General features: G+C 72.5%; 25 protein-coding genes and 1 tRNA gene. 23 read left to right on the forward strand and 3 right to left on the reverse strand.

Going from position 1 to position 26,455, the window contains the following annotated elements; translation table 11 throughout:
* Window positions 1-15: 15 nt before the first annotated feature.
* The 3 genes from prpB to UQW22_RS11120 form a co-directional block, all read right to left on the reverse strand.
* Window positions 16-924 (reverse strand): methylisocitrate lyase, encoded by a 909-nt coding sequence (prpB, locus tag UQW22_RS11110; protein ID WP_407317052.1) that lies wholly within the window; start codon window positions 922-924, stop codon window positions 16-18.
* The gene (locus tag UQW22_RS11115) at window positions 924-2,441 is read right to left on the reverse strand and encodes an MmgE/PrpD family protein (protein ID WP_407317053.1); all 1,518 of its coding nucleotides are present in this window, start codon (window positions 2,439-2,441) and stop codon (window positions 924-926) included. Before UQW22_RS11115 ends, prpB begins: the two co-directional genes overlap by 1 nt.
* A 198-nt stretch (window positions 2,442-2,639) precedes the next feature.
* A tRNA-Arg gene (locus tag UQW22_RS11120) sits at window positions 2,640-2,715 on the reverse strand.
* Window positions 2,716-2,845: 130 nt separating this feature from the next.
* Between UQW22_RS11120 and argS the strand changes: the two genes are divergently transcribed.
* From argS to UQW22_RS11235, 23 genes are all read left to right on the forward strand, one after another.
* Window positions 2,846-4,531 carry an arginine--tRNA ligase gene (gene argS, locus UQW22_RS11125; protein ID WP_407317054.1) on the forward strand — a complete coding sequence of 562 codons (1,686 nt, stop codon included), beginning with the start codon at window positions 2,846-2,848 and terminating at the stop codon, window positions 4,529-4,531.
* Window positions 4,528-5,949 (forward strand): diaminopimelate decarboxylase, encoded by a 1,422-nt coding sequence (lysA, locus tag UQW22_RS11130; protein ID WP_407317055.1) that lies wholly within the window; start codon window positions 4,528-4,530, stop codon window positions 5,947-5,949. Before argS ends, lysA begins: the two co-directional genes overlap by 4 nt.
* Before the next feature lie 117 nt (window positions 5,950-6,066).
* The gene (locus UQW22_RS11135) at window positions 6,067-7,437 is read left to right on the forward strand and encodes a homoserine dehydrogenase (protein ID WP_407320785.1); all 1,371 of its coding nucleotides are present in this window, start codon (window positions 6,067-6,069) and stop codon (window positions 7,435-7,437) included.
* 2 nt (window positions 7,438-7,439) lie between these two features.
* A complete protein-coding gene (thrC, locus tag UQW22_RS11140) occupies window positions 7,440-8,546 on the forward strand; it encodes a threonine synthase (protein ID WP_407317056.1) in 1,107 nt (368 codons plus the stop codon).
* 1 nt (window position 8,547) lies between these two features.
* Window positions 8,548-9,498, forward strand: coding sequence for a homoserine kinase (gene thrB / locus UQW22_RS11145; RefSeq protein WP_407317057.1), 951 nt, complete (start codon window positions 8,548-8,550; stop codon window positions 9,496-9,498).
* A 322-nt stretch (window positions 9,499-9,820) separates the two neighbouring features.
* On the forward strand, window positions 9,821-11,731 hold the full coding sequence (rho, locus tag UQW22_RS11150) for a transcription termination factor Rho (RefSeq protein WP_407320786.1): 1,911 nt from the start codon (window positions 9,821-9,823) through the stop codon (window positions 11,729-11,731).
* 124 nt (window positions 11,732-11,855) lie between these two features.
* Window positions 11,856-12,062: a 50S ribosomal protein L31 gene (gene rpmE / locus UQW22_RS11155; protein WP_407317058.1), complete on the forward strand. Its 207-nt coding sequence runs from the start codon at window positions 11,856-11,858 to the stop codon at window positions 12,060-12,062.
* 123 nt (window positions 12,063-12,185) lie between these two features.
* Window positions 12,186-13,289 (forward strand): peptide chain release factor 1, encoded by a 1,104-nt coding sequence (prfA, locus tag UQW22_RS11160; protein ID WP_407317059.1) that lies wholly within the window; start codon window positions 12,186-12,188, stop codon window positions 13,287-13,289.
* Complete coding sequence (gene prmC, locus UQW22_RS11165) at window positions 13,282-14,265, forward strand: peptide chain release factor N(5)-glutamine methyltransferase (protein WP_407317060.1); 984 nt, start codon at window positions 13,282-13,284, stop codon at window positions 14,263-14,265. The genes prfA and prmC overlap by 8 nt, the downstream gene beginning before the upstream one ends.
* 5 nt (window positions 14,266-14,270) lie before the next feature.
* Complete coding sequence (locus UQW22_RS11170) at window positions 14,271-14,966, forward strand: L-threonylcarbamoyladenylate synthase (protein WP_407320788.1); 696 nt, start codon at window positions 14,271-14,273, stop codon at window positions 14,964-14,966.
* Window positions 14,963-16,207, forward strand: coding sequence for a glycosyltransferase family 4 protein (locus UQW22_RS11175; protein WP_407317061.1), 1,245 nt, complete (start codon window positions 14,963-14,965; stop codon window positions 16,205-16,207). The genes UQW22_RS11170 and UQW22_RS11175 overlap by 4 nt, the downstream gene beginning before the upstream one ends.
* Entirely contained in the window at window positions 16,173-16,661 is a 489-nt protein-coding gene (locus UQW22_RS11180) for a hypothetical protein (protein ID WP_407317062.1), read from the forward strand. Before UQW22_RS11175 ends, UQW22_RS11180 begins: the two co-directional genes overlap by 35 nt.
* Window positions 16,662-16,790: 129 nt before the next feature.
* Window positions 16,791-17,678 (forward strand): F0F1 ATP synthase subunit A, encoded by an 888-nt coding sequence (gene atpB / locus UQW22_RS11185; protein WP_407317063.1) that lies wholly within the window; start codon window positions 16,791-16,793, stop codon window positions 17,676-17,678.
* 99 nt (window positions 17,679-17,777) lie between these two features.
* Window positions 17,778-18,014, forward strand: a complete 237-nt coding sequence (locus UQW22_RS11190) for an ATP synthase F0 subunit C (RefSeq protein ID WP_098464265.1) — start codon at window positions 17,778-17,780, stop codon at window positions 18,012-18,014.
* Window positions 18,014-18,598, forward strand: a complete 585-nt coding sequence (locus UQW22_RS11195) for a F0F1 ATP synthase subunit B (RefSeq protein ID WP_407317064.1) — start codon at window positions 18,014-18,016, stop codon at window positions 18,596-18,598. The genes UQW22_RS11190 and UQW22_RS11195 overlap by 1 nt, the downstream gene beginning before the upstream one ends.
* Window positions 18,598-19,413, forward strand: a complete 816-nt coding sequence (locus UQW22_RS11200; protein ID WP_407317065.1) for a F0F1 ATP synthase subunit delta — start codon at window positions 18,598-18,600, stop codon at window positions 19,411-19,413. The genes UQW22_RS11195 and UQW22_RS11200 overlap by 1 nt, the downstream gene beginning before the upstream one ends.
* Before the next feature lie 79 nt (window positions 19,414-19,492).
* The gene (atpA, locus tag UQW22_RS11205) at window positions 19,493-21,121 is read left to right on the forward strand and encodes a F0F1 ATP synthase subunit alpha (RefSeq protein ID WP_407317066.1); all 1,629 of its coding nucleotides are present in this window, start codon (window positions 19,493-19,495) and stop codon (window positions 21,119-21,121) included.
* 4 nt (window positions 21,122-21,125) lie between these two features.
* Entirely contained in the window at window positions 21,126-22,025 is a 900-nt protein-coding gene (locus tag UQW22_RS11210) for a F0F1 ATP synthase subunit gamma (protein ID WP_407317067.1), read from the forward strand.
* A 67-nt stretch (window positions 22,026-22,092) separates the two neighbouring features.
* Window positions 22,093-23,574: a F0F1 ATP synthase subunit beta gene (gene atpD / locus UQW22_RS11215; protein WP_407317068.1), complete on the forward strand. Its 1,482-nt coding sequence runs from the start codon at window positions 22,093-22,095 to the stop codon at window positions 23,572-23,574.
* 97 nt (window positions 23,575-23,671) lie between these two features.
* Entirely contained in the window at window positions 23,672-23,959 is a 288-nt protein-coding gene (locus UQW22_RS11220) for a F0F1 ATP synthase subunit epsilon (RefSeq protein ID WP_407317069.1), read from the forward strand.
* 12 nt (window positions 23,960-23,971) lie between these two features.
* A complete protein-coding gene (locus UQW22_RS11225) occupies window positions 23,972-24,388 on the forward strand; it encodes a DUF2550 domain-containing protein (protein WP_407317070.1) in 417 nt (138 codons plus the stop codon).
* A gap of 28 nt (window positions 24,389-24,416) precedes the next feature.
* Window positions 24,417-25,112, forward strand: coding sequence for an endonuclease NucS (nucS, locus tag UQW22_RS11230; protein WP_407317071.1), 696 nt, complete (start codon window positions 24,417-24,419; stop codon window positions 25,110-25,112).
* A gap of 59 nt (window positions 25,113-25,171) precedes the next feature.
* Complete coding sequence (locus tag UQW22_RS11235) at window positions 25,172-26,443, forward strand: N-acetylglucosamine-6-phosphate deacetylase (RefSeq protein ID WP_407317072.1); 1,272 nt, start codon at window positions 25,172-25,174, stop codon at window positions 26,441-26,443.
* The last annotated feature ends 12 nt before the right edge of the window (window positions 26,444-26,455 follow it).

A 26,455-nucleotide genomic window follows, 5' to 3' on the forward strand; every position in this document is an offset into this window, starting at 1 on the left:
CGTCGGCCTCGCGGTTCAGTGGTGGTGGCCCTCCAGGGAGAAGTCGTACACGCCGGCGTCGAACGTGCTGTACGCCGGGTAGTCGAGGAGCTCGTAGAGCTCGGCGCGGGTCTGCATGTGCGGCACCTGCGACGTGAGCGACCCCTCGGCGCGCAGCGCGTCGAGGGCGCGGTCGGCGGCGCCCATCGCCAGGCGCAGCAGGGAGACCGGGTAGATCACGAGCGCCACCCCGGCGTCGCGAAGCTGCGCGGCCGTGAACAGCTCCGACTTGCCGAACTCCGTCATGTTGGCCAGGACGGGCACGTCGAGCGCGGACGCCATCGCCTCGAACTCGCCGAGGTCTCGCATGGCCTCAGGGAAGACGGCATCGGCCCCGGCGTCGACGAGGGCCCGGGCCCGGTCGATCGCGACCTGCAGCCCGGCGCCGGCCCGGATGTCGGTGCGGGCCATGATCAGCAGGTTCTCGTCGCGGCGGGCCGTGACGGCCGCGCGGACGCGCTGCAGTGCCGTCGCGTCGTCGACCACCTGCTTGCCGTCGAGGTGGCCGCACCGCTTGGGGTTGACCTGGTCCTCGATGTGCAGGCCCGCGACGCCGGCGTCCTCCATCGTCTGGACGGTCCGGGCGACGTTCATCGCCTCGCCGAACCCGGTGTCCGCGTCGACGAGCGTCGGCAGGTCGGTCATCCGGGCGATCTGGCCCGCGCGGCCAGCGACCTCGCTCAGCGTGGTGAGGCCCACATCGGGCAGGCCCAGGTCCGCCGCGACGACGGCACCCGAGACGTAGACGCCGTCGAACCGCTTGGCCTCGATCAGCCGGGCGGAGAGCGGGTTGAACGCGCCGGGGAGCTGCAGCAGCTCGCCCGAGCCGAGGCGCTCGCGGAACGCGGCACGCTTCGCCGCCGGATTGAGCGTCGAGTACAGCATCAGAAGATCCCGGGCACGACGGCGGCCCGTGCCGCCGGGTCGTCGGCCGGGGTCACGGTGAGCCCGGCGAGCTCGTCCGCGGTCAGCTCCGGCAGGCGCTGGGCCACGTCGAGGAAGCGCTCGACCTCCCCGGGGGCGAGCACGCCGTCGGCCAGGGCGCGGAACTTGGCGACGTACTGCTCGCGGCCGAACGGTCTCGCACCGAGCGGGTGGGCGTCGGCCACGGCGATCTCCTCGACGACGCGCTCGCCGTCGACGAGCTCGATCTCGACGCGTCCGCCGAACGACTTCTCGGCCGGGTCGGCCGAGTGGTACCGGCGGGTCCACTCGGGATCCTCGGCCGTGGTGACCTTGCGCCACAGCTCGATGGTGTCCGGACGTCCGGCGCGGTCCGGCGCGTAGCTGGCCGCATGGTCCCAGGCGCCGTCCTGCAGCGCCACGGTGAAGATGTACGGGATCGAGTGGTCGAGCGTCTCCCGGCTCGCCGTGGGGTCGTACTTCTGCGGGTCGCCGGAGCCGGAGCCGATGACGAAGTGGGTGTGGTGGGACGTGTGCAGCACGACGGAACGCACCTGGCCCGGGTCGCGCAGCTCGGGCCGTTCGGTGCCGAGCCGCCGGGCGAGGTCGATCCAGGCTTGCGCCTGGTACTCGGCGGAGTGCTCCTTGGTGTACGTCTCGAGGATCGCGGTGCGGGCCTCGCCCTGCTCGGGGAGCGGCACCGCGTAGCGGGCCTCGGGTCCGGAGAGCAGCCAGGCGATGAACCCGTCGGAACCCTCGTAGATCGGGCTGGGGGAGGTCTGCCCGCGCATCGCCCGGTCGACCGCCTCGATCGCCATCTTCCCGGCGAACGCCGGCGCGTGCGCCTTCCACGTCGAGATCTCGCCCTTGCGGGACTGACGCGTGGCCGTGGTGGTGTGCAACGCCTGCCCGACCGCCTGGTAGACGGCCTCGGTGGACAGGCCGAGCAGGGTCCCGATGCCCGCCGCGGCGCTGGGACCGAGGTGCGCGACGTGGTCGATCTTGTGCTCGTGCAGGCAGATGCCCTTGACCAGGTCCACCTGGATCTCGTAGCCGGTGACGATGCCGTGCAGCAGGTCGGCGCCATCGCGCCCGAGGTGCTGGGCGACGGCGAGGATCGGCGGGACGTTGTCGCCCGGGTGCGAGTAGTCCGCGGCCAGGAAGGTGTCGTGGTAGTCGAGCTCGCGCACGGCCACCCCGTTGGCCCACGCCGCCCACTCGGGGCTGGTGCGCTCGCGGCTGCCGACGATCGTGGCACCGGTGCCCCCGCGCGAGACGGGGTGAGCCTCCGCCTGTGCCCGAGCCGCCAGGATCGGTGCCCGCCCGAGCGACGCCGTCGCGACGGCGGCGTTGTCGATGACGCGGTTGATCACCATGTCGGTCACCGCGTCGGTCGGCTCGCTCCGCTCGGTAGCGACCTCCGCGATCTTCCAGGCGAGCTGGTCGGTGCGGGCCAGTGGCTCGTCCGGTCCGTAGGTGCGCACGGTGTGGTCGATCATGGGTCCTCCGGGTCGCGGGGAGCTGGTGGCCGTGCGTCCCGCAGGGTCGAGCGGAACCACGCGTCGTCGTCGTCGGCTGCTGCTTGGAACCTAACGTGTGGGTGCGACGGCGTCCAAGCGGTCGGGCCCGCGGCGCCGGGCACTCCACCCGGACATGACGAAGGCCCGTACCGCGACATCTCGCGCTACGGGCCTCTGTGGTGCGCCTGGAGGGACTCGAACCCCCGACCTTCTGCTCCGGAGGCAGACGCTCTATCCACTGAGCTACAGGCGCGGGTACCGGACGGTTCGCACACGGCGACCCTTCGGCACGGTGACCGAGACTATCACCGCGCGTGCGCAGGTCGGAAACAGGACCGCGGGACGGAGGTCGGCGCCGGCCTCCGGGCCGATAGAATCCCCCGGTGACACCCGACGAGCTCTCGCAAGCACTCAGCACCGCCCTCGCCTCGGCCGTGGCCGACGGCGCCCTCGCGCTCCCCGCCGACGCGCTCCCGGCGTCGGTGCACGTCGAGCGACCCCGCCAGCGCGAGCACGGTGACTGGGCGACCAACGTGGCGCTGCAGCTCGCGAAGAAGGCGGGCACGTCGCCGCGGTCCCTCGCCGAGGAGCTCGCGAACCGCCTCGGTGAGACGCCGGGCATCAAGGCCGTCGAGGTCGCCGGCCCCGGGTTCCTCAACATCACGCTCGACGCCGCCGCGGCCGGTGAGCTGGCGCGCACGATCGTCGAGACGGGTGCCGCCTACGGTCGTGGCGACTCGGAGGCCGGCAAGCGGGTCAACCTGGAGTTCGTCTCGGCGAACCCCACGGGGCCGATCCACATCGGCGGCGTGCGGTGGGCCGCCGTCGGCGATGCGCTGGCGCGGGTGCTCGAGGCGAGCGGCGCCGAGGTGGCGCGCGAGTACTACTTCAACGACCACGGCGCGCAGATCGACCGCTTCGCCCGGTCGCTGCTCGCCCGTGCCCGCGGCGAGGCGGCGCCCGAGGACGGGTACGGCGGCCAGTACATCTCCGAGATCGCGGACGCCGTGGTCGCCGACGCGGTGGCTGCCGGCGGGCCCGACCCGCGCGACCTGCCCGACGCGGAGGCCCAGGAGGTCTTCCGTGCCCGCGGCGTCGACCGGATGTTCGGCGAGATCAAGGCGTCGCTGCACGACTTCGGCGTCGACTTCGACGTCTACTTCCACGAGGACTCCCTGCACGAGTCCGGCGCCGTGGACCGTGCGGTCGACCGCCTGCGGGACGCCGGCCGGATGTTCGAGAAGGACGGCGCCACGTGGCTACGCACCACCGAGTTCGGTGACGACAAGGACCGCGTGGTCCTCAAGTCGGACGGCGAGGCCGCCTACATCGCCGGTGACATCGCCTACTACCTCGACAAGCGCGAGCGGGGGTTCGACGAGGTCATCATCATGCTCGGCGCGGACCACCACGGGTACGTCGGACGCATGCTGGCGGTGTGCGCGGCGTTCGGTGACACGCCGGGCAAGAATCTCCAGCTCCTCATCGGCCAGATGGTCAACCTGGTCAAGGACGGTCAGCCGGTCCGCATGTCCAAGCGGGCGGGCACCGTCGTCACGCTCGAGGACCTGGTCGACGCGGTCGGTGTGGACGCCGCCCGCTACTCGCTCGCACGGTCGTCGGTCGACTCCACGATCGACCTCGACCTGGACCTGCTCACCCGCGCCACGAACGAGAACCCCGTCTACTACGTGCAGTACGCGCACTCGCGGACGTGCGCGGTGGACCGCAACGCCGCCGACCGCGACGTGTCCCGCCAGGACGGCTTCGACCCGTCGCTCCTCGACCACGCGACCGAGGCGGCGCTGCTCGGCCGTCTGACGGAGTTCCCGCGGATCGTCGCGCAGGCGGCCGAGCTCCGCGAGCCCCACCGGGTCGCGCGCTACCTCGAGGCGCTCGCGGGCGACTACCACACCTGGTACCAGCAGAAGGACCGCCGCGTGCTGCCCTACCCCGACGAGGACGTCACGGACACCCACCGCACCCGCCTCTGGCTCAACGACGCGGTGCGCCAGGTGCTCGCCAACGGCCTGGACCTGCTCGGCGTGACCGCGCCGGAGCGGATGTGAGCGCCGCGCCGGAGGCCGGGCGGCCCACGGCGCTCCCGGTGGGCGGTCCGGGCGCGGCGGGCGCGCCGTGGTCCTCGGGCGTCCGGCGGCGCGCGGACGGCGAGGTCGAGGTCGCCGGCGTCCCGGTGAGCGGGCTGGCGACCGAGCACGGCACCCCGGCGTACGTGCTGGACGAGGCGGACTTCCGCGCACGGGCGCGGGCGTACCGGTCGGCGTTCGAGGCCGCCTTCGCGGCGGTGGGTGCCGGGGTCGACGTCTACTACGCGGGCAAGGCGCTCCTGACGGTCGCCGTCGCGCGCTGGGCCACGCAGGAGGGGCTGCGGGTCGACACCGCCTCGGGCGGCGAGCTCGCGGTGGCGCTGCGCGCCGACGTCCCGGGTGCCGCGATCGGGCTGCACGGCAACAACAAGTCCGACGCCGAGGTCCTCGCCGCGCTCGACGCCGGCGTGGGGCGCATCATCGTCGACTCGCTCGTGGAGATCGAGCGCGTGGCCGGTCTGGCGGCGTCGCGCGGCGTCGTCGCCCCGGTCATGGTGCGGGTCACCACGGGCGTGCACGCGGGCGGCCACGAGTACATCTCGACGGCCCACGAGGACCAGAAGTTCGGGCTCTCGGTGAACCCGGGGCCCGACGGCGGCACCTCGCCGGCGCTCGCGGCCCTCGATGCCGTCGTGGCTCGGCCCGAGCTGGAGCTGCTGGGCATCCACTCGCACATCGGCTCGCAGATCCTCGAGCCGTCGGGCTTCGAGGCGGCGGCGCGCGTGGTGCTGCAGCTGCGCGCCGACCTGTCGGCCCGTACCGGGGTGCTCGTGGCCGAGGTCGACCTCGGCGGCGGGTACGGCATCGCCTACCTGCCGGGCGAGGAGGCGCTCGAGCCGGCGCCGGTGGCGGTCTCGGTGGCTCAGGCCGTCGCCGCGATCTCCCGCGAGCTGGGCACGCCCCTGCCGCGGTTCTCGATCGAGCCCGGGCGAGCGATCGTGGGGCCGGCCGGGCTGACCCTCTACACGGTGGGGACCGTCAAGCCGGTCACGGTGTCGGACGACGCGGCCGGGACCTTCACCCGCCTGTACGTCTCGGTGGACGGCGGCATGAGCGACAACATCCGTCCCGCGCTGTACGGCGCCGACTACCACGCCGAGCTCGTGGGCCGGACGTCGGACGCCGTCCCCGTGCTCGCCCGCGTGGTGGGCAAGCACTGCGAGAGCGGCGACGTCGTCGTCCACCAGGTCATGCTGCCGGGCGACGTGCGTGCCGGGGACCTGCTGGCGGTGGCGGCGACCGGTGCCTACGGGCGTTCGATGGCCTCGAACTACAACGCCCTGGCCCGCCCGCCGGTGGTCGCCGTCGCGGACGGCACGTCCCGGGTCCTCGTGCGCCGCGAGACGGTCGAGGACCTGCTCGCGCTCGACCAGGGCTGAGCGTCCTCACCATCCGGGACGGTGGCCCGCGGCCGGTCGGCCACGGCTATCCTGAGCCACGTCCTCCCCGACCTCGACCAAGGTGGTTTCGTGCCTGCTGCAGCTGACCCGCCCGCCGTGCCCGCACCGTCGGGCACCTCGCGCACCGAGGATCGCGCCCTGCGCGTCGTCCTGCTGGGCTGCGGCGTGGTGGGGACCGAGGTGGCGCGCGGCCTGCTGGAAAACTCGACCGAGCTGGCCGCCCGTGCCGGGGCGCCCCTCGAGCTGGTCGGCATCGCGGTCCGCGACGCGTCCCGGCAGCGGGAGGGCATCCCGCCCGAGCTGCTCACCGAGGACGCCGAGGCGCTGGTGGCCGAGGCGGACGTCGTCGTCGAGCTGATGGGCGGCATCGAGCCGGCCCGGACCCTCATCCTGCGGGCCCTCGACCGGGGCGCGAGCGTCGTGACGGCGAACAAGCAGCTCCTGGCCGAGCAGGGCCCGGTGCTCTTCGAGGCGGCGGACGCCGCTCGGGCCGACCTCTCCTTCGAGGCGGCCGTCGCCGGTGCCATCCCGATCGTGCGGCCCGTGCGCGAGTCGCTGGCCGGCGACCAGGTCCAGCGGGTCCTGGGCATCGTCAACGGCACCACGAACTACGTCCTCGACGAGATGACCAGCCAGGGGCTCGACCTCGAGGACGTCGTCCAGCGGGCTCAGGAGCTCGGATACGCCGAGGCCGACCCGACCGCCGACGTCGACGGGTTCGACGCCGCGGCCAAGGCTGCGATCCTGGCGTCGCTCGCTTTCCACACCCGCGTCTCGATCCACCAGGTCGCCCGGGAGGGCATCCGGGCGATCACCACGGAGGACGTCGAGTGGGCGCGCCGGACCGGCTACGTGCTCAAGCTGCTCGCCATCGCCGAGCGGACCTCGGAGGGCGTCGCGGCGCGGGTGCACCCGGCGCTCGTCCCGACCGACCACCCGCTGGCCGCGGTCCGGGGCGCGTTCAACGCCATCTTCGTGGAGGCCGAGTCCGCCGGTCCGCTGATGTTCTACGGCCAGGGCGCCGGGGGCCGGCCGACGTCGTCCGCCGTGCTCGGCGACCTGGTGTCCGCCGCCCGCGACCGGCTCGTCGGCGGCAAGGGGCCGCGGGAGTCGGCGTACGCCTCGCTGCCGGTGCTCTCGGCGGACGCCGCCGTGACGCGGTACCAGGTCCGGCTCGAGGTCGCGGACCGTACCGGCGTGCTGGCCCAGGTCGCCGGGGTGCTCGCCGACCACGGCGTCTCCATCGACACGGTGCGCCAGAGCGAGGCGCTCACGGCGTCGTTCGAGGCGGAGCCGTCGTCCGAGCCGTCGGCCGAGGTCGAGCCCGAGGAGACCGAGCCCGTCGCGCGGCTGGTCATCACCACCCATGCGGCGCGCGAGGCGTCGCTGGCCGCGACCGTCGCGGCCCTGGACGGGCTCGATCCCGTCCGTCAGATCACGTCCGTCCTGCGAGTCGAGGGAGTCTGAGAATGCCGGCACACCAGTGGCGGGGTGTCATCACCGAGTACGCCGACCGCCTGCCGGCCCACGTCGCCGAGAAGATCGTCACCCTGGGGGAGGGCGGCACCCCGCTCGTCGCGGCCCCCGTGCTCTCCGAGCGCACGGGTGCCGAGGTGTACGTCAAGGTCGAGGGCATGAACCCCACCGGCTCGTTCAAGGACCGGGGCATGACGACGGCGATGTCGGCGGCCGCCGGCCGCGGAGCGAAGGTCGTCGTGTGCGCCTCGACGGGAAACACCTCCGCGTCGGCGGCGGCGTACGCCACCCGGGCGGGCATGACCTGCGCGGTGCTGGTGCCGGACGGCAAGATCGCGATGGGCAAGCTGAGCCAGGCGATCGCGCACGGCGCCGTGCTGCTGCAGGTGGACGGCAACTTCGACGACTGCCTCGTGGTGGCGCGCAAGCTGGCCGAGGCCTACCCGGTCGAGCTGGTCAACTCGGTCAACCCCGACCGCATCGAGGGGCAGAAGACCGGTGCCTTCGAGGTGGTCGACGCCCTCGGCGACGCCCCGGACATCCACGCCCTGCCGGTGGGCAACGCCGGCAACATCACGGCGTACTGGAAGGGCTACCGCGAGTACGCGGGCATCGCGACCAGCGACGACGGCCCGGGCACCGCGCCGCAGGCGGTGGCGACCCGCACCCCGGCGATGTGGGGCTTCCAGGCGGCGGGTGCCGCGCCCATCGTCAAGGGCCACCCGGTGGACCCGGAGACCGTCGCGACGGCCATCCGGATCGGCAACCCGGCCTCCTGGGCGCAGGCCGAGGCGGCGCGCGACGACTCCGGTGGCGTCATCGAGGCGGTGACCGACGAGGAGATCCTCGCCGCGCACCGGGTGCTCTCGGCCGACGTCGGGGTGTTCGTGGAGCCGGCCTCCGCGGCCGGCGTCGCGGGCCTGCTCGCCCGGGCGGAGCGCGGGCTGGTGCCGGCCGGCGCCCGGGTCGTCGTCACGGTGACGGGGCACGGCCTCAAGGACCCGCAGTGGGCCCTGCGGACGCCGGACGGCGGGGAGGTCGCCCCGACCCGCGTCACCGCCGACGTCGTGTCGGTCGCCGACGCGCTCGGGCTGGAGTGAGATGAGGCTCGGCGCCGACCACGTGCTGGTCACCGTCCCCGCCACGAGCGCGAACCTCGGCCCCGGCTTCGACGCGATGGGCCTCGCCCTCGGCCTGCACGACGAGATCGAGGTCCGGCTCGTCGCGAGCGACGACGTCACGGTCGAGGTCGTCGGCGAGGGTGCCGGTGAGGTGCCCGACGGCGCGGACCACCTCGTGGTGCGGGCGTTGCAGCACACGTTGGAGGCGGCCGGGGCGCCGCTGACCGGGGTCCACCTGCGGTGCACGAACAGGATCCCGCACGGGCGCGGCCTGGGTTCCTCGGCGGCGGCGGTGGTCTCCGGGATCGTCGCGGCCCGGGGGCTGCTCGCCGACCCGCACGTCCTGGACGCCCGGACCATGCTGGGCATCGCCACCGCGTTCGAGGGGCACCCCGACAACGCCGCCCCCGCGCTGCGTGGCGGTGCGACGCTGGCCTGGTCGGGGCCGCAGGGGCCGCGTGCGGTGGACCTCGAGGTCGACCCCCGGGTCCGGGCGACGGTCCTCGTGCCGGACGTCCGGCTGGCCACCAGCCGGGCGCGGGGCGTGCTGCCGGACCAGGTGCCGCACGCCGACGCCGCGTTCACGGCCGGGCGAGCGGCCCTCCTCGTCGAGGCGCTCGCCCGGCGCCCGGAGCTCCTGCTCGACGCGACCGAGGACAGGCTCCACCAGGACTACCGGGCCGAGGTGATGGCGTCGACGGCGGAGCTGGTGCGTGCGCTGCGGGCCGCAGGGCTGGCGGCGACCGTCTCGGGCGCCGGGCCGACGGTGCTCGTGCTCGCCGTCGCCGAGCAGCGGACCGCGCTCGACACGGTGCTGTCCGACCTGCTCGGAGACCTCGGTGCGGACCGGGTCGGAGGAGCGGGGTGGCGGGTCGCCGACCTGGCGATCGACGGGACCGGGGCGACGTGCCGGAGCGTCGCGCAGGAGTGATAGCATGAATCAAGCCTTCGGGGTCGCGCTCGGATTCGGGTTCGACGGCACCCACCCCACACTGCACCGCGTCATCGCGCGCGTCGTCGCAGTCCGAGGAGTGTCAGTTCGCGGCGGCAGCTCCAACGCCACCGACGTCCCGTGCAGAAGGCCGACAGCAACCTCGCCAGCCGATGTCGTCGTACCACTGACGTGAGGTTCCGCGTCCAGGCGCCCCCTGCGCCCGGACGCCCACCACCCCGGCCCGAGCGGTTCACACCGTCGGTCCGCATACGAGGGGGAAGGGTCCTTCGTGACGAACACCAACGACAACCTGAGCTCGATGAAGCTTGCCGAGCTCCAGGCACTGGCGTCCCAGATGGGCGTCAAGGGCACGAGCCGCATGCGCAAGGGAGACCTGGCCGAGACCATCCGTGCCCGACGCGGTGGCGCGGCAGCCCCGGCCGCCGAGCAGCGCAGCGCGCAGACGCCGCCCGCCGAGAAGCGCGAGAAGCGCCCGGCGGGTGACGCCGCACGCACCGTGGAGCAGGCGTCGAGCGCCGCTCCGGTCGCGGCGGCCGCGACGGACGCACCGACGGTGCGCACCGACGCCCCGGCCGAGTCCGGCCAGCGGCGTCGCCGCGCCACCCGGCCGACCGGCGGCGCCGGCGAGCAGCCCGGCGAGAGCGGCGCGGACCGGGAGGCCCGGCTCGCCGAGCTCGCCGACGCCGTGGCAGCCCCCCGCGAGCGCGGACAGCGCCAGCGTGGTGACCGGCAGCCCGGCCAGAACGGCAACCAGGGCAACCAGGGCGGTCAGGGCAACCAGAACGCGCCGAAGAGCTCCGACCAGGGTGGCGACCTCGACGACCGCGGGCCGGGCGGGCGCGGCGGTGACCAGCAGGACCGTCAGCGCGGCGACCAGCAGGACCGCAACGGTTCGCGTCGCCGTCGCGGTCGTGACCGGGGCCGCGACCGCAAGCGCAACCGAGGCGGTCAGGGTGGCGGCCGTGGAGGCGCACCGGACCTCGGCCCGGAGGAGGTCGAGGTCCGCGAGGACGACGTCCTGCTGCCCGTCGCGGGCATCCTCGACATCCTCGACAACTACGCCTTCGTGCGCACGAGCGGCTACCTGCCCGGGCCGAAGGACGTGTACGTCTCCCTGAACCAGGTCCGCAAGTCGGGCCTGCGCCGCGGTGACGCCGTCGTCGGGGCGATCCGGCAGCCGCGCGAGGGCGAGGAGCCGCCCAGCGGTGGCACCCAGACCGGCAAGAACGTGCGCAGCAAGTTCGCCGCGCTCGTGCGCCTGGACACGGTCAACGGCATGACGCCGGACGAGGCGCGCAAGCGTGCCGAGTTCAACAAGCTGACGCCGCTGTACCCGCAGGACCGCCTGCGTCTCGAGAACCCCGAGGCGACGCGGCTCACGCCGCGAGTCATCGACATCGTCGCGCCGATCGGCAAGGGCCAGCGCGGCCTCATCGTCTCGCCGCCGAAGGCCGGCAAGACGATCATCATGCAGCAGATCGCCAACGCGATCACGGCCAACAACCCCGAGGTCCACCTCATGGTGGTGCTCGTGGACGAGCGGCCCGAAGAGGTCACCGACATGGAGCGGACGGTCAAGGGCGAGGTCATCGCCTCGACGTTCGACCGCCCCGCCTCGGACCACACGATCGTCGCCGAGCTGGCCATCGAGCGCGCCAAGCGTCTCGTCGAGCTGGGCCAGGACGTCGTCGTGCTGCTCGACTCCATCACCCGCCTGTCGCGTGCCTACAACCTGGCCGCGCCGGCGTCGGGCCGCATCCTCTCCGGTGGTGTGGACGCCGCGGCGCTCTACCCGCCGAAGAAGTTCTTCGGCGCCGCCCGGAACATCGAGGAGGGCGGCTCGCTGACCATCCTCGGCTCCGCGCTCGTCGAGACGGGCTCGAAGATGGACGAGGTGATCTTCGAGGAGTTCAAGGGCACCGGCAACATGGAGCTGCGCCTGTCCCGCAACCTCGCGGACAAGCGGATCTTCCCGGCCGTGGACGTCAACGCGTCCGGCACCCGCCGCGAGGAGATCCTGCTGTCGAAGGACGAGCTCGGGATCGTCTACAAGCTGCGCCGCGTCATGGGGGCGCTGGACCAGCAGCAGGCCATCGAGCTCCTGCTCGGCCAGCTCAAGAAGTCCAAGACCAACGTCGAGTTCCTCCTGCACGTCCAGAAGACCACCCCGTCGGGGCTGTCGGACGGCGACCCGGGCGAGACGATCTGATCCCACGTCACACCCGGGAACATCCCCGGGAGTGCAGGCGTTCTGGCACAATGGTTCGTCGGTCGACCGGTTCACGGCTCGCGGTCCTGCGAGGCGACCCGGCGGCATCACACCAAGGAGCATCATGAAGTCCGGTATCCACCCCGAGTACGTCGCGACCGAGGTCACCTGCACCTGCGGCAACACGTTCACCACGCGCAGCACCGAGAAGTCGGGAAAGATCGCCGCCGACGTCTGCAGCGCCTGCCACCCGTTCTACACGGGCAAGCAGAAGATCCTCGACACGGGTGGCCGCGTCGCCCGGTTCCAGGCTCGCTACGGCAAGAAGTAGCACCCACGCAGCGCCGGTGGTCCGCCCGACAACCTCTCCAGGGGCAGTCGGACGACGGACCACCGGCGCTGTCGTGTCTCCGCACCCCTCTCACGCTCCCCGACGACCACGAGACGAGACGACGTGACCGAGTCCTTCGCGGTGGCCGAGCCGCTGCTCGCCGAGCACGCCGACATCGAGCGCGAGCTCGCCGACCCCGCCGTGCACGCCGACGCCGCCCGCGCCCGGACCCTCGGGCGCCGGTACGCGGAGCTCAATCGCGTCGTCGGCGCCTACCGGTCCTGGTCGGCGGCGCGGGACGACGTCGCCGCGGCGGCCGAGCTCATCGAGCTGTCGGGTGACGACGCACCGGAGCTCGTGGCCGAGCTGCCGGCCATGGAGGAGTCGCTCGCCGAGGCCACGGAGCACCTGCGCCGGGTGCTGGTCCCGCGCGACCCCGACGACGGGCGGGACGTCATCCTGGAGATCAAGGCCGGGGAGGGCGGCGACGAGTCGGCCCTCTTCGCCGGGGACCTGCTGCGGATGTACCTGCGGTACGCCGAGCGCCACGGCTGGGCGACGCAGGTGCTGGAGTCCACGGGCACCGAGCTCGGCGGGTACAAGGACGTCCAGGTCGCGGTGAAGTCCCGGGGCGTGCCGCAGGACCCGGCCGACGGCGTGTGGGCGCACCTCAAGTACGAGGGCGGCGTCCACCGCGTGCAACGGGTCCCCGTCACCGAGTCGCAGGGCCGCATCCACACGTCGGCCGCGGGCGTGCTGGTGTTTCCCGAGGTCGACGACCCCGGCGAGGTCGCGATCGAGCCGAACGACCTGCGCATCGACGTCTACCGCTCCTCCGGGCCGGGCGGGCAGTCCGTCAACACGACCGACTCGGCGGTGCGCATCACGCACCTGCCCACCGGGATCGTGGTGTCGATGCAGAACGAGAAGTCGCAGCTGCAGAACAAGGAGCAGGCGATGCGCGTCCTGCGGGCCCGGCTGCTCGCCGCCCAGCAGGAGGAGGCGGCCGCCGCGGCCGCCGACATCCGCCGTTCGCAGATCCGGACCGTGGACCGCTCCGAACGCATCCGGACCTACAACTTCCCGGAGAACCGCATCGCGGACCACCGCACGGGGTACAAGGCGTACAACCTCGACCACGTGCTGGCGGGCGACCTGGACCCGGTGGTGCAGTCGGCGATCGACGCCGACGAGGCAGCCCGGCTCGCCGCCGCCGGCGATGCCTGAGCGCCCCGCGGAGCGCTTGTCCGCCGTGCTGGGCACGGCGGTGGGCACGCTCGCCGACGCCGGTGTCCCGTCGCCACGGGTCGACGCCGAGATCCTGCTCGCCCACACCCTCGGGGTCGACCGGGGCGAGGTGCGACGCCTCGTCCTGCTCGACGCCCCGCTCGACGCGTCCCGCGGTGCCGGGTCCGACGACGGTTCGGTGGCGGCCGCCGGAGCTGCCGAACGGTTCGGCGGGCTCGTGGCCCGACGTGCCCGCCGCGAGCCGCTGCAGCACCTGACCGGGGTGGCGCCGTTCCGGCACCTGGAGCTCGCGGTCGGCCCGGGGGTCTTCGTGCCCCGGCCCGAGACCGAGGAGGTCGCCCAGGTGGCGATCGACGCGGCCGCGAGCGCTGTGCGCGACCGCGGGACCGCCGTCGTCGTCGACCTCTGCACCGGGTCGGGCGCCATCGCGCTGGCCGTCGCGACCGAGGTCGCGGGGACGTCCGTGCACGCGGTCGAGCTGGACGCCGCCGCGCACGGGTGGGCCGCCCGCAACGTCGCGGCGCTCTCGCCCGCCGGAGCCGACGCCGTCGTACGCCTCGTGCGGGGGGACGCCCGCACCGCGCTGGGCGACCTGGACGGGAGGGTCGACGTCGTGGTGTCCAACCCGCCCTACGTGCCGCCGGGAGCCGTGCCGCAGGACCCGGAGGTCGCGGACCACGACCCACCCGTCGCGCTGTACGGGCTGGGGAGCGACGGGCTCGAGGTGCCCCGCGGGGTGACGGCTGCCGCCCGGCGGCTGCTCCGCCCCGGCGGTGTGCTCGTCATGGAGCACGCCGAGGTGCAGGCCGCGGCGGCCCGCGCGATGGTGACGGACGCCGGGTTCGTCGACGTCGGCACCCGGGCGGACCTCACCGGGCGGCCGCGCATGACGGTCGGCCGGACGCCGGACGGTGCGTCGGGCGGTCCGCGAACCGTGACAGACTGGGGCGTGTGAGCAGCGTGCACGACGTCACCGACGCGAACACCTGGGGTCCCGGCATCGACGAGGCGGTCAACACGATCTCCCGCGGCGGCCTGGTGGTCCTCCCGACCGACACCGTCTACGGCATCGGGGCCGACGCCTTCGACGCCGACGCGGTCGCTGCGCTCCTGGCGGCGAAGGGAAGGGGTCGGCAGATGCCGCCCCCGGTCCTGGTGCCGGACGTGCGCACCCTCGACGGCCTGGCCACCGAGGTCCCCGACGCGGCCCGGGCGCTCGTCGAGGAGTTCTGGCCCGGCGGCTTCACCATCATCCTGCGCGCCCAGCCCTCGCTGCAGTGGGACCTGGGCGAGACGCACGGGACCGTGGCGCTGCGCATGCCCGACCACGAGGCGGCGCTCGCGCTGCTGCGCCGCACGGGTCCGCTCGCCGTCTCCAGCGCGAACCGGACGGGCCGACCGGCGGCCCTCGAGGTGGTCGACACCGTCGAGCAGCTCGGCGACGCCGTCGGGTGCTACCTCGACGGCGGGACAGCGCCCGGCGGCGTGGCCTCCACCATCGTCGACGCGACGGGGGAGCACCTGCGGGTGGTGCGCGACGGCGCGGTGTCCCTGGCGGAGCTCCGGGCGGTCGCGCCCGTGCTCGGCCGTGACGAGCAGGTGGACGAGCAGGCCGAGGACCGGCCCGACGACCCGAGCGAGGTGCCCGGCGGGTGAGGGCCTACCTCCTGGTCATGCTCGTCGCCGCGGCGGTGACCTACCTGGCCACCCCCGGCGCCCGGTGGGTCGCCACCAGGACCAACGCGATCTCGGCGGTCCGGGCCCGCGACGTGCACGTGCTCCCGACGCCGCGCCTCGGCGGGCTGGCGATGCTCCTCGGGATCGTCGTCGCGGTCCTCCTGGCCGGTCAGATGCCGTTCCTCGACGACGCGGCCGGCGAGCCGCAGGTGATCGGGATCGTCGGAGGAGCGGTCATCGTGTGCCTGCTGGGGTGGGCCGACGACGTCTGGGACCTCGACTGGATGACGAAGCTGGCCGGCCAGGTGCTCGCCGCCGGCTTCATGGCCTTCAACCAGGTCCAGCTCACGTCGCTGCCGACGCCGGGCGGTCTGACGATCCCGTCGGCGCGGCTGTCACTGTTCGTCACGGTGCTCGTGGTGGTCGTGGCGATGAACGCCGTGAACTTCGTCGACGGGCTCGACGGCCTGGCGGCCGGGATCGTGGCGATCGGTGGCTCGGCGTTCTTCCTGTACACGTACTCGCTCACCACGCAGGCCAGCCCGACGGACTTCTCGAGCCTCGCCGCCATGATGACGGCCGTGCTCGTGGGCGTCTGCCTGGGATTCCTGCCGCACAACTTCTACCCGTCCCACATCTTCATGGGCGACTCCGGGTCGATGGTGCTCGGGCTGGTCTTCGCCGGTGCCGCGATCTCGGTGACCGGGCGGATCGACCCGACCATCACCGACGCGCTCTCCGGGGCCCAGCGCGCCCCCCTGTTCATCCCGCTGCTGCTCCCGCTCGCCGTCGTGGTGCTGCCCCTGCTCGACATGACGATGGCGGTGGTGCGGCGGCTCGCCGCCGGCAAGTCGCCCATGGCCCCCGACCGGAGGCACCTGCACCACCGGATGCTCGCCCTCGGGCACTCGCACCGGCGTGCGGTCCTCATCCTCTACGTCTGGACGGCGGTGTTCGCGTTCGGTGCCGCGGCGTTCGTCCGCTGGCGCTGGCAGGTGGTCCTGGCGTGGCTGCTCGTCGCCGTCGTGGTCGCGTTGGTGCTCACGCTGGGCCCCCTGCGGACGCGGGGGCGCTTCCTCGACGACGACGTGGCCTCGGGGGCGCTGCCCACGGCGCACGCCGCGCACACCGCACCCACGGCGACGACGGCCCGGCCGTCCGCCGCGAACCCGAAGGAGTCGGACCATGACCGCACAGCCTCCCGCCCCGGACAGCCCTGACGACGCTGCCGGTGCCGAACCGGCGCCGGGCGGACGTTCGTTCGACGAGGTCCAGGCGGGCGAGCGCGACATGCTGCGCCGCGCCATGCGGTGGACGCTCGTCCTGGTCGGCGCGCTCGTCGTGCTGGGCTCCGCGGTGGGTGCGCTGGTCGCGGGGACCGCCGGACTGTGGGGCGCCCTCGTGGGCGCCGGCCTCGCCGCGTTCTTCTGCGCCACGACCATCTGGTCGATGCAGCGCACGGTGGGCAAGCCCCCGACGGTGATGGCCGGGGTGGTCATGGGTGCCTGGCTGGCGAAGATCGTCGTGCTGGTGATCGTCCTGGCCGTGCTGCGGGGTGCCGACTTCTACGACCCCTACGTCCTCTTCGTCGTGCTGGCGATCGGGGCGATCGGTTCCGCGCTGCTCGACTACCAGGCGGTCAAGGGCGCGCGCGTGCCGTACGTGCAGCCCTGACGCTCGACCTGCGCCGACCCGTCGACCGCCGAGAAAGTGCGGTCGTTCACAAGGCGCAGGATTCCAACCTCGGTTCGCCACGGATGTGTCGGAGCACCGCACAGCATCCGGTAGGCTGTACCCGAATCCATGACGGCCAGGTCCGACGGCGTGCCCACGACCGTGGGAGTGCCGAACGACCTTCGACCTCCGGGAGTCCTCCTGTTTACGTCAGCGACCCCCACGCTGCTCGCCGCCTCCGAGGGTGAGGGCGGCTTCCACGTGCCGTCCATCGACGAGTTCTTCCCGCCGGCGATCCTCTTCGAGGACACGATCTTCCAGATCGACCGGATCTGGATCATCCGTGTCCTCGCGGCGGTCGTGCTGCTGACGGTCTTCGTCGTCGCCGCCAAGCGGGCCAAGCTCGTGCCCGGCCGTTTCCAGGGTGCGATCGAGATGGTCCTCGACTTCGTGCGGGTCCAGATCGCGGAGGAGATCCTCGGCAAGGCGAACGCCCGGCGCTTCGTCCCCATGCTGACGACGATCTTCCTGGCGATCCTCGTCTTCAACCTCACGGGCGTCATCCCGTTCCTCAACATGGCCGGGACCGCCCGGATCGGGCTGCCTCTGGTGCTCGCCCTGTGGGTCTTCGTCACCTACTGGTGGGTGGGCATCCGGCAGCACGGCCTCGGTGGGTACCTGAAGAACAACCTCTTCCCGCCCGGCATCCCGTGGCCGATCTACCTCATCGTGACGCCGATCGAGGCACTGCAGATCCTCGTGGTCCGCCCGCTCTCGCTCGCGCTGCGACTCGCGGCCAACATGATCGCCGGGCACATCATGCTCGTCCTGTGCTTCGCGGCGACTCAGTTCTTCCTCCTCGAGGCGGCTCCGGCCCTCAAGGGGATCGGCGCGCTCACGCTCGCCGGTGGCTTCGCCATCACGTTGTTCGAGCTCCTGGTCGCGGCGCTGCAGGCGTACATCTTCGCCCTGCTCGCGGCGGTCTACATCAGCCTCTCGCTGGAGGAGGAGCACTGACCTGCGGGTCGGCTCCCCGACTGAACACGCCCACCACCCACACAGACGCAAGTCAGCGACGTCGGACCGCCGGTCCGACGCCCAACGGAAGGAAACCCAGTGGACGTCACCACCCTCGCCGAGGTCACCGGTAACCTCAACGCTGTCGGCTACGGCCTCGCCGCGGTCGGCCCGGGCATCGGTCTCGGTATCCTCATCGGCAAGACGATCGAGGGCATGGCTCGCCAGCCCGAGGTCGCCGGCCAGCTGCGCGCCACCATGTTCCTCGGTGTCGCGTTCGTCGAGCTCCTCGCGCTCCTCGGCCTCGTCGCCGGCTTCCTGTTCCCGGCCGCGTGATGGCGGCGGCGCAGAACGCCGCCCCGGTCATCGTGGCGGCGGAGGGGACCGCGGAGGGCATCGACCTCTTCATCCCCGCCTGGTACGACATCATCTGGTCGTCGGTCGTCATGCTCGTCATCGCCGTCGTCTTCTACAAGTACGTGCTGCCGAAGTTCCAGGTCGTCCTGGACGAGCGCACGGCGAAGATCGAGGGCGGCCTCGCGAAGGCCGAGAAGGCGCAGGAGGAGGCCGCGGCAGCGCTGGCGGAGTACCACCAGCAGCTGGCCGAGGCCCGCGCCGAGGCTTCGAAGACCCGCGAGGAGGCGCGTGCCGAGGGCACGGCCATCGTCGCGGAGCTGAAGACGAAGGCCAACGAGGAGGCGGCGCGCATCGTCGAGACCGCGCACCGGCAGATCGAGGCCGAGCGTCAGTCCGCGGCGGTCTCGCTGCGGGCCGAGGTCGGCACGCTGGCCACGGAGCTCGCGTCGAAGATCGTCGGTGAGTCCCTCGAGGACAGCGCCCGCCAGTCGCGTGTGGTCGACCGGTTCCTCGACGAGCTCGAGGCGGACCAGTCGGCGACGACGAGCGTCAAGGAGGTCTGATGCGAGGAACGAGCGGAGCATCGCTGGCAGCCGCCCAGGAGCGGTTCGAGCCGGTGCTGCGGTCCGCGGCCGGCGAGTCGGCCACGCTCGGCGAGCAGCTGTTCGCCGTCGTGACCGCGCTCGACGAGTCCGGTGCGCTGCGCCGCTCGCTCGCGGACCCGTCGCGGGACGGCGAGGACAAGGCGCGCGTCGTGTCGGCCGTGCTGGCCGGCGGGTTCGACGAGCGCGTGATCGACCTCGTGTCGGGTCTCGCCCGGTCGCGCTGGTCGAGCGACGGTGACCTGGTCGACGCCGTCGAGCGTCTCGGCGTCGACGCGCTGCTGGCCGCGGCCGAGTCGCGTGGTGCGCTCGAGACGGTGGAGGACGAGCTCTTCCGCCTGACGCGTGCCCTGGTCGGTCAGCGCGAGGCGCGGCAGATCCTGTCGGACGAGACCACCGACCCGGCCCGCCGGACGGCGCTGGTCGACGCGCTGGTCGACGGCAAGGTCGACGAGGTCACCCTGGCGCTGGTGCGCCGGGCGACCACGACGCTGCGCGGCCGCCGGTTCGTGCCGACGCTGACGTGGTACGGGGACGTGGCGGCCGAGCGCCGCCGGCGTCTCGTCGCCTCCGTGACGAGCGGCTCGGTGCTCACCGGGACGCAGGAGAAGCGCCTCGGCGACATCCTCGAGCGCGCCTACGGCCGTGCCGTGCAGCTCAACGTGACGGTCGACCCGGCCGTCGTCGGCGGGCTGCGTATCCAGGTCGGCGCTGACGTCGTCGACTCCACCGTGCTGTCCCGCCTGGCTGACGCCCGTCGCCGGCTGGCCGGCTGATCCATTCGACGCCCAGCCGGCCACCGGTCGGCGCAGATGAACGTTCGGTCGCGGACGCGGCCACGACAGGAGAAGAGCAATGGCTGAGCTGACGATCAGGCCGGAGGAGATCCGCGCCGCTCTGGACAGCTTCGTGAAGTCCTACGAGCCCGAGGGCGCGGTGACCGAGGAGGTCGGTCGCGTCACTTTCGCCGCCGACGGCATCGCCAACGTCGAGGGTCTGCCCGGCGCGATGGCCAACGAGCTGCTCCGTTTCGAGGACGGCACGCTCGGCCTCGCGCTGAACCTGGACGTGCGCGAGATCGGCGTCGTGGTCCTCGGGGAGTTCACCGGCATCGAGGAGGGCCAGGAGGTCCGTCGTACGGGCGAGGTCCTGTCCGTCCCGGTCGGAGAGGGCTACCTGGGCCGGGTCGTCGACCCGCTGGGCAACGCGATCGACGGCCTCGGCGAGATCGAGACCGACGGGCGCCGTGCGCTCGAGCTGCAGGCGCCCGGCGTCATGCAGCGCAAGTCGGTCCACGAGCCGCTGCAGACGGGCATCAAGGCGATCGACTCGATGATCCCCGTGGGCCGCGGCCAGCGGCAGCTCATCATCGGCGACCGCCAGACCGGCAAGACGGCGATCGCGGTCGACACGATCATCAACCAGAAGGCCAACTGGGAGTCGGGCGACCCCACGAAGCAGGTTCGCTGCATCTACGTCGCCATCGGCCAGAAGGGCTCGACGATCGCCTCGGTGCGCGGCGCCCTCGAGGAGGCCGGAGCGCTCGAGTACACGACGATCGTCGCCGCCCCGGCGTCCGACCCGGCCGGTTTCAAGTACCTGGCCCCGTACACGGGCTCGGCCATCGGCCAGCACTGGATGTACGACGGCAAGCACGTCCTGATCATCTTCGACGACCTGTCGAAGCAGGCCGACGCCTACCGCGCCGTCTCCCTGCTGCTGCGCCGCCCGCCGGGCCGCGAGGCGTACCCCGGTGACGTCTTCTACCTGCACTCCCGTCTGCTCGAGCGTTGCGCGAAGCTCTCGGACGAGCTCGGCGCCGGTTCGATGACGGGGCTGCCGATCATCGAGACCAAGGCGAACGACGTGTCGGCCTTCATCCCGACCAACGTCATCTCGATCACCGACGGGCAGATCTTCCTGCAGTCCGACCTGTTCAACGCCGACCAGCGTCCCGCGGTCGACGTCGGCATCTCGGTCTCCCGAGTCGGCGGTGACGCCCAGGTCAAGGCCATGAAGAAGGTCTCCGGCACGCTGAAGCTCGAGCTGGCGCAGTACCGCTCGCTCGAGGCCTTCGCGATGTTCGCGTCGGACCTCGACGCGGCGTCCCGCGGCCAGCTCGCGCGTGGTGCGGTGCTCATGGAGCTGCTCAAGCAGCCCCAGTACACCCCGTACCCCGTCGAGGAGCAGGTCGCGTCGATCTGGGCCGGCACCAAGGGCCGGATCGACGACGTCCCGGTCGCCGACGTCAAGCGGTTCGAGTCCGAGCTCCTCGACCACCTCCGCCGCAACACCGACGTCTTCGACGCCATCGTGTCGACCGGCAAGCTGGAGCAGGACACCGAGGACGCTCTCGCGGCCGCCGTCGACGACTTCCGCAACGGCTTCCTCAAGGGCGACGGCACCCCGCTGCTCGGTGGCGAGGACGCGGCCGGCGAGTCGGACGTCGAGCAGGAGCAGCTCGTCGTGCAGAAGAAGGCCTGATCGTATGGCCGGAGGATCCCAGCGCGTCTACAAGCAGCGGATCAAGTCGACGCAGTCGCTGAAGAAGATGTTCCGTGCGCAGGAGCTGATCGCGGCCTCCCGCATCAGCAAGGCGCGCGGTCGGACGGTGGCCGCGGCCCCGTACGAGCGGGCGATCACGCGGGCCGTGTCGGCCGTGGCCACGCATACCTCGACCGACCACCCACTGACGAACGAGCGGCCGGACACCAACCGCGCCGCGGTGCTCGTCATCGCGTCGGACCGCGGCATGGCGGGGTCGTACTCGGCGTCGATCATCCGTGAGTCCGAGCGCCTCGTCGCCCAGCTCACGGCCGAGGGCAAGGACGTCACGGTCTACGCCGCGGGCCGCCGCGCGATCTCGTTCTACCGTTACCGCGGGCGCGAGCTCGCCGCCCAGTGGTCGTACGGCTCGGACAACCCGCAGTCGGACACGGCCACGGAGATCGCGGACACCCTCCTCGGGGCGTTCCTCGCGCCGGTGGCCGAGGGTGGCGTGGGCGAGCTGCACGTCGTGTACACGCAGTTCGTCAACATGGTGACCCAGCGCCCGCGCGTCGTGCGGATGCTGCCGCTGGAGGTCGTCGAGGGCGTCGCCGTCCCCGGCGAGAACGAGGCGCTGCCGCTGTACGACTTCGAGCCGTCGCCCGAGCAGGTGCTCGACGCCCTGCTCCCGCGGTACGTGCGCAGCCGGATCTTCAGCTTCATGCTCGACGCCGCGGCCTCCGAGCTGGCCTCGCGCCAGCGCGCGATGCACACGGCGACGGACAACGCCGAGGACCTGATCCGTACCTACACGCGCCTGGCGAACCAGGCTCGCCAGGCGGACATCACCCAGGAGATCAGCGAGATCGTCTCGGGTGCTGACGCCCTCGCGGCGTCGTGACGACCACCCGCGCACGACGCCGTCGACCGACGAACTCACACCCGAACCTTTCGAAGCGAGGCAAGCAATGACCGCCACCACCGTGGACTCACGCGGCGCGGCCCCGGCTGAGCCGGCAACTGGCCGTGTTGCCCGCGTGATCGGCCCTGTCGTCGACATCGAGTTCCCCGAGGACTCGATCCCCGACATCTACAACGCACTGACCGTCGAGCTGGACCTGTCCGGCATGGGCGAGGGGGCGAACAAGTTCACCCTCACGCTCGAGACCGCCCAGCACCTCGGCGACTCGCTGATCCGCGCGATCGCGCTCAAGCCGACCGACGGCCTGGTCCGCGGCGCCGTGGTCACGGACACCGGCGAGCCGATCTCCGTGCCCGTCGGTGACATCACCAAGGGCAGGGTCTTCAACGTCACGGGCGAGGTCCTCAACCTCGCCGAGGGCGAGAAGTTCGAGGTCACCGAGCGTTGGCCGATCCACCGCAAGCCCCCGGCCTTCGACCAGCTCGAGTCGAAGACCCAGATGTTCGAGACCGGCATCAAGTCCATCGACCTGCTGACGCCGTACGTCCAGGGCGGGAAGATCGGTCTCTTCGGTGGTGCGGGCGTCGGCAAGACGGTCCTCATCCAGGAGATGATCCAGCGAGTCGCCCAGGACCACGGCGGTGTGTCGGTGTTCGCCGGTGTCGGCGAGCGCACACGTGAGGGCAACGACCTGATCGCCGAGATGGACGAGGCGGGCGTCTTCGACAAGACGGCCCTCGTCTTCGGCCAGATGGACGAGCCGCCGGGCACGCGTCTGCGGGTGGCGCTGTCGGCGCTGACGATGGCTGAGTACTTCCGCGACGTCAAGAAGCAGGACGTGCTCCTCTTCATCGACAACATCTTCCGCTTCACGCAGGCGGGCTCCGAGGTCTCCACGCTGCTCGGCCGCATGCCGTCCGCCGTGGGCTACCAGCCGAACCTCGCGGACGAGATGGGCATCCTGCAGGAGCGCATCACCTCGACCCGTGGCCACTCGATCACCTCGCTGCAGGCGATCTACGTGCCGGCCGACGACTACACCGACCCGGCTCCGGCGACGACGTTCGCCCACCTGGACGCGACGACCGAGCTCTCGCGAGAGATCGCCTCGAAGGGTCTGTACCCGGCGATCGACCCGCTGACGTCGACGTCCCGCATCCTGGACCCGCGGTACGTGGGCCAGGAGCACTACGAGGTCGCGACCACGGTCAAGCAGATCCTCCAGCGCAACAAGGAGCTGCAGGACATCATCGCGATCCTCGGTGTCGACGAGCTCTCGGAGGAGGACAAGACGCTGGTGGCGCGCGCTCGCCGCATCCAGCAGTTCCTCTCCCAGAACACCTACATGGCCAAGAAGTTCACCAGTGTCGAGGGTTCGACGGTGCCGCTGAGCGAGACCATCGAGGCCTTCAAGAAGATCTCGGAGGGCGAGTACGACCACGTCGCCGAGCAGGCCTTCTACAACATCGGTGGGCTCGAGGACCTCGAGCAGAACTGGGCGCGCATCCAGAAGGAGTACGGGGCCTGAGCCCTCGTCCTCGGACGCACCCGTGTCGTCCTGCCGGCCCGGCCACGGGCCGGCAGGACGACTTCCCACCCTCGACTGAAGAACTCTGGAGCCCGACATGGCAGAGCTGAACGTCGATCTCGTCGCGGCCGACCGCAAGGTCTGGTCCGGCGCGGCGCGCGAGGTCAGCGCACCGTCCGCCGACGGTCAGATCGGCATCCTCGCCGGACACACGCCGCTGCTCGCGGTGCTGCGGCCCGGCACCGTCAAGGTCTCCACCGGCCCCGGCCGGGTGGCGGTCGAGGCACAGGTCACCGGTGGCTTCGTCTCGGTGGACGACGACGTCGTGACGATCGTCGTCGACGAGATCACCGAGGTCGCCGGCCGCGAGAGCTCGCTGGCCTGAGGCGGGACGCACGTGGGGTACGCGCTCGGGGTCGTCATTGCGGTCGCGGTGGTGCTCGCCCTGGGCCTGGTCCTCGGGGCGTCGCGGCTGCGGACCCTCTCGCACCGCGTCGGCTCGTTCCAGTGCGGTGCCAGACCGGCGCGACCGCAGGCGCCGTGGTCCGCCGGTATCGCCCAGTACGGTGTCGGCCGGATCGACTGGTGGCGCTGCTGGTCGCTCGCCCCGCGTCCGGCCCGCACCTGGCACCGTGACCGGCTGACGGTCACGGGGCGCGCCCCGCTCGACCAGGCGGGCCAGGTCGACCAGTACCTGGTCCGCTGTCGCTACGACGGCGTCGACTTCGAGCTGACGATGTCCTCCGGCGCCTACGCCGGCCTGGCGTCCTGGCTCGAGGCCGCGCCGCCGGGCCGACGCGGTCTCGTCGTCTGACCGACCATCCTGCACCCGAAGGGGGACCGTGCGTCTCGTCGTCGCCCGCTGCTCGGCCCGGTACACCGGCCGGCTCACCGCGCACCTTCCGCTCGCCGTCCGTCTCCTGGTCGTCAAGAGCGACGGGAGCGTGCTGCTGCACTCCGACGGCGGCTCGTACAAGCCGCTGAACTGGATGAGCCCGCCGTGCTCGCTCGCCCCGGCCGCGCCGGGTGACGAGGCGGCCGCGCGCGGCGTGACGGAGGTCTGGACGGTCCAGCACCAGAAGTCCGACGACCGGCTCGAGATCGAGCTGCACGAGGTCCACCATGACTCCTCGCACGACCTGGGCATCGACCCCGGCCTGGTGAAGGACGGCGTCGAGGCACACCTGCAGGAGCTGCTCGCCGCACAGATCGAGCTGCTGGGCGCGGGCCACACGCTGGTGCGCCGGGAGTACATGACGGCGATCGGTCCGGTGGACATCCTGGCCCGTGACGCCGACGGCGGCACGGTGGCGGTCGAGCTCAAGCGGCGCGGAGACATCGACGGGGTCGAGCAGCTCACGCGGTACCTCGAGCTGCTCAACCGTGACCCGTTGCTCGCCCCCGTACGCGGGGTGTTCGCGGCGCAGGAGATCAAGCCGCAGGCGCGGGTGCTCGCCACGGACCGGGGGATCGGCTGCCTGGTGCTCGACTACGACGCCATGCGGGGCGTCGACGACCCGGAGTCCCGCCTCTTCTGAGCCGACAGGGTTTGTGAGGCGGGCTATCCAACCCGCTGGCAGTGGTGCAGGATGGACAGATGGTCCCTGATCACGTGCCCCCGCCCGACTCGTCGGAGACGCCCGTCGCCCCGGCGGTGTTCGCCGTCCGTGGAGACGTCGTCACACCCGACGCCCTCGTTTCGGACGGGGCCGTCGTCGTCGCGGGGGACCGGATCGTCTGGGTAGGTCCTCTGGAGGACGCCGCCGCCGCCGGCGTCGGCGACGCGGTCCGCGAAGCGACCGAACCGCCTCCCGGGACCTACGTGCTGCCCGGGCTGGTCGACCTGCACGACCACGGCGGCGGTGGGGCGAGCTTTCCCGACGCGGTGAGCCGGGACGAGGCCATGCGGGCGGTCCTGGAGCACCGCAGCCACGGCACGACCACGCTGCTCGCATCGCTGGTCACCGCGGACCGGGCCACCCTCCTCGAGAGAGCGGGGCTCCTGGCGGACCTGGCGGACGACGGCGAGATCGCCGGGATCCATGCCGAGGGCCCGTTCCTCGCGCCTGCGCGGCGCGGGGCCCACGACCCGGCGCACCTCCTTCCTGGTGACGTCTCGCTCGTGCGTGAGCTCGTCGACGCCTCGCGCGGGCACCTGCGCACGATGACGGTCGCACCCGACGTCGACGGGGTCCGCGGCCCGGGTGGCGTCGCCGACGCCCTGGTGCGCGCCGGTGTCGTGCCGTCCATCGGGCACACGGACGCTTCCACGGAGCAGGCCGAGGAGCTCATCGCCCAGGTGGCCGGTGCGCTGGCCGACGCCCGGCCGACCCGCCGGATGACGGCGACCCACCTGTTCAACGCCATGCGCCCGTTGCACCACCGCGACGCCGGGCCGGTCGCCGCCTGTCTCGCGGCCGCGCGTCGTGGCAAGCTCGTCGTCGAGCTCGTCGGGGACGGGGTGCACCTGGACCCCGCCGTGGTGCGCACCGTCGTGCAGACGGTCGGCGTCGACCAGGTGGTGCTGGTCACCGACGCCATGGCGGCCGCCGGCATGGCGGACGGCGACTACGACCTGGGCCCGATGTCGGTCGCGGTGACCGACGGCGTCGCGCGCGTGGTCGACCCCGACCACCCCGGGGGCGGGGCGATCGCCGGGGGCACCGCGCACCTGGTCGACGTGGTCCGCTCCACGGTCGACGCCGGGGTCCCGCTCGTGGCCGCCGTGCGCAGCGCCTCCTGGGTGCCCGCGGGCGTGCTGGGGCTGGCGGACGTCGGCGGGCTCGTCGCCGGGCGACGTGCCGACCTGGTCGTGACCGACCGTGCACTGCGGGTGCAGCATGTGTGCCGGGGCGGGCGCTCGGTCTGACGGCCGCGCCGC

This window comes from Isoptericola halotolerans (assembly GCF_045689585.1).
Classification (GTDB): Bacteria; Actinomycetota; Actinomycetes; order Actinomycetales; family Cellulomonadaceae; genus Isoptericola; species Isoptericola halotolerans_B.